The 6414-nt window shown below is 65.9% G+C and carries 6 protein-coding genes and 1 tRNA gene; 2 read left to right on the plus strand and 5 right to left on the minus strand.

Features of this window, described 5'->3' with window-relative positions; translation table 11 throughout:
- Positions 1-201 precede the first annotated feature (201 nt).
- A tRNA-Pro gene (locus WEA77_RS03680) sits at positions 202-278 on the minus strand.
- 308 nt (positions 279-586) lie between these two features.
- Between WEA77_RS03680 and WEA77_RS03685 the strand changes: the two genes are divergently transcribed.
- Complete coding sequence (locus tag WEA77_RS03685) at positions 587-1609, plus strand: AraC family transcriptional regulator ligand-binding domain-containing protein (protein WP_368066512.1); 1023 nt, start codon at positions 587-589, stop codon at positions 1607-1609.
- On the opposite strand, the gene WEA77_RS03690 is transcribed toward WEA77_RS03685, so the two are convergent.
- Genes WEA77_RS03690 through proB form a run of 3 tightly spaced genes read right to left on the minus strand, consistent with a single transcriptional unit; the run spans position 1606 to position 4654 of the window.
- On the minus strand, positions 1606-3075 hold the full coding sequence (locus tag WEA77_RS03690; RefSeq protein WP_368066513.1) for a RimK family protein: 1470 nt from the start codon (positions 3073-3075) through the stop codon (positions 1606-1608). The genes WEA77_RS03685 and WEA77_RS03690 overlap by 4 nt on opposite strands.
- Positions 3072-3542: a GNAT family N-acetyltransferase gene (locus WEA77_RS03695; RefSeq protein ID WP_368066515.1), complete on the minus strand. Its 471-nt coding sequence runs from the start codon at positions 3540-3542 to the stop codon at positions 3072-3074. The genes WEA77_RS03690 and WEA77_RS03695 overlap by 4 nt, the downstream gene beginning before the upstream one ends.
- Complete coding sequence (gene proB, locus WEA77_RS03700) at positions 3539-4654, minus strand: glutamate 5-kinase (protein WP_368066516.1); 1116 nt, start codon at positions 4652-4654, stop codon at positions 3539-3541. The genes WEA77_RS03695 and proB overlap by 4 nt, the downstream gene beginning before the upstream one ends.
- Before the next feature lie 369 nt (positions 4655-5023).
- On the opposite strand from proB, the gene WEA77_RS03705 reads away from it, so the two are divergent.
- Positions 5024-5638: a glutathione S-transferase family protein gene (locus WEA77_RS03705; RefSeq protein ID WP_368066518.1), complete on the plus strand. Its 615-nt coding sequence runs from the start codon at positions 5024-5026 to the stop codon at positions 5636-5638.
- 12 nt (positions 5639-5650) lie between these two features.
- Here the strand turns inward: WEA77_RS03705 and cgtA are convergent.
- Positions 5651-6414: Obg family GTPase CgtA (cgtA, locus tag WEA77_RS03710; protein ID WP_368066519.1), on the minus strand; the 764-nt coding region annotated here is incomplete at its 5' end.

Genomic DNA, 6414 nt, shown 5'->3' on the forward strand with positions numbered 1-6414 from the left:
AGCCACCTCTGAGCCACCTCTGAGCCACCTCTGAGCCACCTCTGAGCCACCAAAGCCACCTCTGAGCCACCTCGGTAAGTCGGAAAATGTCCGGCTTTGTCTGGGGTGACGCAAAGCGAAAAGCAGGGAGAACTGTGTGTGAAGGGGCTGTATTTACTGGCTTTTCTGCGGTGTTTGCAGGGAATTCAGCCTAGTGGTGGGTGGTCGGAGCGAGAGGATTCGAATCTCCGACCCTCTGGTCCCAAACCAGATGCGCTACCAGACTGCGCTACGCTCCGGAGTCCCGGTGTAATGAGATGGGGAGTGTACGCAAGGCCTTTTCGCTGCTGCGAAACGGAATGCGGCGCCGCCCACCCGGGCAGCGCCGCCAGGCACTATGCATTAACCAGTCAATCGCCCCTTACGAAGGAATGGTTTCCGCGAGCGTCCCTTGAGGCAGTTAAACTTTTTTGATCCTTTCGCGTCTTGACATTTTGGGCCAAGGCGCCAGTCAATTCGGGCCAATCTGTGTTTAATACATCTGGTGTAGCAGCAGACGGGAAGAGCTGCGCACCTCAGGCCAATAAAACTGGACAGGAACACACCCGTGCCGACAGTTTCGACGGCATACCTTTTAAAAATTATTGAAAGCTCGGTGGCGCTCGGCGCGCCCGAGGATGCCTTGTATGACCTGGTGGCGGGCGGCCGGGCGGCGCTGGCGCACCCTTATGCGCGGTTGCCGGCCGAGCTGACCGCGAAGGTGCTGAACCGGGCGGCCGATGATACCGGCATCGATTCGATCGGTCTGCGGGTGGGCATGCAGTTCCGGCCCGCCACGTTCCTGGACGTGGGCTACGCGCTCGCCGCAGCCTCGACGATCCGGGAGGCCCTGGATATCAACAGCCGCTACCAGCCGCTGACACAGGAAGTTGCGCGCACGCGCCTCGATGTGGACCGCAAAGAAGCGCGGATCATTTTCGAGCCGGCCTATGAGGACGCTGAAATGATGCGGCGGATCACCGAGGCGGTGCTGGCAGGCTATGCCTCGATCGGTCGCTTGCTGCTCTGGGACCAGGAACGGCCGGTGGCCTGCGTCCAGTTCCGCCACCGCGAGCCTTGCGAGGAAACACGCGCGTTCGGGCGGACGCTGTTTGGCGATGATGTACGCTACGGCGCGCCGGTGGACATGATGGTGATCGAGGCGGGCCTGGTGGCGCGCACCCTGCCGAACGCAAATCCGCCGCTGGTGCAACTGCTGGAGGGGCGGCTGAATGCGCGGCTGGGCGCGTATCAGGCAGCGAGTTCGCTGCGGATGCTGGTCATCGGCGGGCTGCACCGGCAGATCCGGCAGGGCAAGCCGAGCCTTGCCGATACAGCGAAGCTGCTGGGCATGAGCGGGCGGACACTGCGCCGGCGGCTGCAGGAGGAGGGCTTGTCCCATTCCGAGTTGCTGGCCGCGGCGCGCAAGGAGGCGGCGGAAGTCTATATCCACGAGGACAAGCTGACCCTGGCGGACATGGCGGGGCTGCTCGGCTACGGCGACCAGACGGCGTTCATGCGCGCGTTCAAGGGCTGGTTCGGCGAGGCGCCGGGGGCGTACCGGGAGAAGCTCCGCAGGCGGAGAGGTTAGCCCGAGCGGTTCATCCGGCGTTCGAGCCGCGTGGAGAACCACGAAATGATGCGGCGCCAGATTTCGTCCTTGAGGATCAGGCCTTCGACGTCATGGTCGATCGAAGGGTTGTCGTTGATCTCGATGATGATCACGCCCTGGTCGGTTTCTTTCAGATCGACGCCATAGAGGCCGTCGCCGATCAGGCTTGCTGCGCGGACGGCGGCGTTGACGACTTCGGGCGGCGCATCTTCCACCGGCATCGTGGTGAAACCGCCTTCGGTGGCCTTGCCGTCTTCCTTGTATTTCACAGTCTGCCAGTGGCCGCGCGCCATCCGGTACTGGCAGGCATAAAGCGGCTCACCGTTGAGGACGCCGATCCGCCAGTCGAATTTCGTCGGCCGGAATTCCTGCGCAATGATCAGGGCGGTGTCCTCGAACATCTTCTTCGCGCCGGCCTGCAATTGTTCGAGGGTGTGGGCCTTGACCATGTTGATGCCGAAGCTGCCATCCGGCGTCTTCAGGATGATCGGTGAGCCGAGGCGGTCGAACAGGGCGGCGAGGTCTGCCTTCTCGTCGACAATCTCCGTACGCGGGATGGGCAGGCCGGCCTTCTCCAGGATTTCCTTGAGGTAGACCTTGTTGGTGCAGCGGATCATCGACTGGGTGTCGTCGATGACGGGCATGCCTTCCTGTTCGGCGCGGCGGGCGAAGCGGTAAGTGAAGTTGTCGATCGAGGTGGTGGCGCGGATGAACAGCGCGTCGAACTCGGCGAGGGAGGGCAGGTCGGTTGGTTCGATCAGCTCGACCTCGACGCCCATCTTCTCGGCGACATCGGCGAAGCGCTTGAGGGACGAGGGCTTGGAGGGGGCGGTTTTCTCGTTCGGATCGACGAGGACGGCAAGGGCCCATTTGGCCGGCGCGCGGGTCTTGGCGTCGCGCACCTTGCCCTTGGTGTAGGCTTCCATAGCATCGAGGAAGAACTGGCGGCGCTGGTCCTTCAGCTTGTGGGGCGGCATGGCGCGGATGCGGGCGATGCCGTGGGGGGCCTCGTCATCGAACTCGATCTCGAGGGCCGGGGTGCGGTACCAGTCCATGGCCTCGCGGGCGAGGGTTTCATAAGCCGGGATCTCGCAGCGCGAGAAGGCGACGAACAGGTTTTCGACCTTCGGCGCGCCCTTGGCGAGGGCTTCCTGCAGGGTTTCGCCGAGGTCCGGCAGGGCATGGTTGTAGAGCGTCTTCTTGGACAGCTCGACCATGGTCTGGACGGAAGGGCTGACCCGGTGGCCGCGCGCCTCGGCGAGCAGCGAGGCGTAATAGCCGCCGGACTGGTAGCCGTAGGAGCGGGCAAGGTTCAGGATGTAGGGACGCCGGCCCGCGAAGAGCGCTGGTTTGGAGATATAGTCCGAGATACGCAGCACCTTGTGCGGTGTTTCGGCCTGGGAAATGTCGCTCGCTGATTCTACGAGCACGACCCAATCGGTCATGTGGCTCCATCTGAGGGCGCGATGAGAACTTTCTCCATCCTGTGCGCCGCTTCTCCGTCCGGATAGTAGGACTCGAGGGCGGCAATTACGCGATAACCGGCAGTCTCGTAAAGCCGGTGCGCTGACTTATTTGTGACGCGCACCTCGAGGCGCAGGGCGCGGGCACTGTGCTGGCGGGCGGCATCCTCGCATGCGGACAACAGGCGCGCGCCCAGACCAGTGCCCCGGGCGCCGGCGGCGACCGCGATAGAATAGAGGCGGGCGATGTCCGAACCCTGACGAAAAAGTAATACCGCCGAGGCGTCGATCTGGCCGCCTGATTCGTGGACGAGGGCCCCGGTCCGGCCGCCGAGGAGGCGGCGCCAGGTCCGGCGGTCGAACCGGTCTTCTTCCGCGAAACCGGCTTCGAGGGCGACGAGGGCATCAAGATCGGCACGGGTCGCCGGGCGGATCAGGGCGCCGGTCACAGGCGCACCATGTCGTCCCGGTGGATGATGGCGGGGCGGCCGCGATAGCCGAGGAGGGCTTCGGCTTCCTCGGAGCGGCGCCCGGCGATGCGGCGGATGTCTTCGGCGCTGTAGGCGGTGACGCCCTTGGCGAGCGTGCGGCCGGACGCATCGCGGACGGCCACGGCGGCGCCGCGCTCGAACTGACCGGTGACGCCGCGCACGCCAACGGCGAGGAGGCTGGCGCCGCCGGCGAGGGCCTTGGCCGCGCCGTCATCGACGAGGATTTCGCCTTCGGGCTTAAGGTGGCCTTCCAGCCAGGCGGCGCGCGCCTTGGCGGGGGAGATCTTCGCGGCGATCAGGGTAGCGCGCTCGCCGGCCTCGATGGCGCCCAGGGGATGGGGGCGGTTGCCGAGGGTGATCAGCGTGGAGCAGCCGGCCGCATGCGCGATGCGCGCGGCGGCGAGCTTGGTGATCATGCCGCCGGAGCCGACACCGGCGGCGGGGTTGGAGCCGGTGGCCATTGCGTCATGCTCGGGCAGCAGGGCCCCGAGGAACGGAATGTGGCGCGCGTCCGGATTGGCGCGGGGGTCGCCGGTATAAAGGCCGTCAATGTCTGACAGGAGGATCAGCACGTCTGCGGCCATCATCTGGGCGACGCGGGCGGCGAGGCGGTCATTGTCGCCGTAGCGGATTTCCTCGGTAGCGACGGTGTCGTTTTCGTTGATGACGGGGATGACGCCGGCCTCGAGCAGGGTTTCGAGCGTGGCGCGGGCGTTGAGCCAGCGGCGGCGGTTTTCAGTGTCGCCCGGGGTGAGAAGCGCCTGTCCGCACGCGAGGCCGTGGGGTGCGAGGGCGCCGGCCAGGGCGGCCATGAGACGGGGCTGGCCGATGGCGGCGGCGGCCTGTTTCTGCTCCAGCCGGGCCTGGTACGGAGCGCCCAGGGCCGCGCGGCCAAGGGCAACGGCGCCGGAGGAGACGAGGATGACTTCCTTTCCGCGCTGGCGCAGGGCGGCGATGTCGCCGGCAAGGTTCGCCAGCCACTGCGTCCGCGGCGCGCCCGCCTCGGCAATCAGGGCCGAGCCGGTTTTCACGACGATGCGCCGGGCGCGGGCGAGGGTGTCTGCGGTCATCGCGCCGGGAGATACACGGCGCAGGGCTGGATGGCGAGGGGGCGCCGGTCAGCGCTTACTGGCTGAGCGCGAACACGGCGACCAGGCCCAGCACGGCGAGGACTATCGAACCGGCAAGGATCTTCCACAGGCCCACATGTGCGGCGCTTGTGGCTTGTTCTTCGGTGACGACTTCTCCGCGGGGATCTTCAGGGGGCCTCTGTGTGTGTCTTCCCGCATGGCGCACTCTTCCTTTCATGGGACCGCGGCAGGCCGGCAGGGCCCGCCTCCAACCCTAAAACGTGCAGCGCGGTATCTGGTTCCCCGGCAAGGTGTGTTGACGGCGCAGACCGCGGCTGCGACGCACTTGCGCCAGGAGAGGGAAACAACATGAAACTTTACAACACACCGATGCCGGCGCCGAACCCACGCCGTGTACGGATATTCCTCGCAGAAAAAGGCGTGGAGATTGCGCTGGTGGATGTGGCGCTGCAAAAGGGGGAGCACAAGGCGGCGGACCATATGGCGCGCAATTCGCTGGGGCAGACCCCGGTGCTGGAGCTGGATGACGGGACGCATCTCAGCGAGACGGCGGCGATCTGCCGGTATCTGGAGCGGCTCTATCCGGAGCCTGCGATGTTCGGGCGCACGGCGCTGGAAGAGGCGCAGGTGGATATGTGGGTGAGGCGGATCGAGTTCCAGCTTATGGGGCCGGCGGGGAATTTCTGGCGGCATGCGCATCCGTTCACAGCGCGCGTAGTAGTTCCTCAGTACAAAGAGTTTGGCGAGGCAAACCGGGGCGCGTCTGAACGCGCGCTGATGTGGCTGGACGCAGAGCTGGCGGGGCGGGATTTCGTGGCGGGGGAGGTGTTCACGATGGCGGATATCTGCGCGCTGAGCACGGTGGATTTTGCCGGCTGGATAGGACTGAAGGTTCCAGAGGCGGCAGGGAACCTGCGCGCCTGGCATGCGCGGGTGAGCGCACGGGAGAGTGCGGGGGCGTGATCCGCCAGGCGCCTACAAGGGGCTCCAGCCTTCTTCCATGTCTGGATCGTCCGGGGGCGGAGGGGCCTCTTCGCGGTCGGCGGTGAGGCCGAGTTTTTCGGCGATGGCGTAGAGGGCGGGCTTCACGCCTTCGCCGGAGACGCCGGAGAGGAGCAGCGGCTTGCCCTTGTAGGCTTTCTTCAGCAGCTTCACCTGTTCCTTGACGAGTTCGGGCGTCAGTGCGTCGATCTTGTTGAGAGCGACGATTTCCGGACGGGCGGCAAGCTCGGGATCGTAGGCGCGCAGCTCGTTGCGGATGGTCTTGTAGGCGCCGGCGGGATCGTCCTGCGTCACGTCGATCAGGTGCAGTAGAACCTTGCAGCGCTCGACATGGCCAAGGAAGCGGTGGCCGAGGCCCGCGCCTTCCGCCGCGCCTTCGATCAGGCCCGGAATGTCGGCAAGGACGAAGCGCGTGGAGGTGCCGAGATCGACGACGCCGAGGCCGGGGTGAAGCGTCGTGAACGGATAATCCGCGATCTTCGGATGGGCCGCAGTGGAGGCCGCGAGGAAGGTGGACTTGCCGGCATTCGGCAGGCCGATCAGGCCTGCGTCCGCGATCAGCTTGAGACGCAGCCAGAGCCAGCGTTCTTCGCCCGGCGCGCCGGGGTTGGAACGCGCGGGCGCCTGGTTCGTGGAGGTCTTGAAGCGCAGGTTGCCCCAGCCGCCATTGCCGCCTTCCGCGAGCAGGACTTTCTGGCCGGGCTCGACCAGGTCGGCGATCAGGGTTTCCTGGTCTT

This window comes from Hyphomonas sp., from assembly GCF_040882205.1.
Lineage (GTDB): Bacteria > Pseudomonadota > Alphaproteobacteria > Caulobacterales > Hyphomonadaceae > Hyphomonas.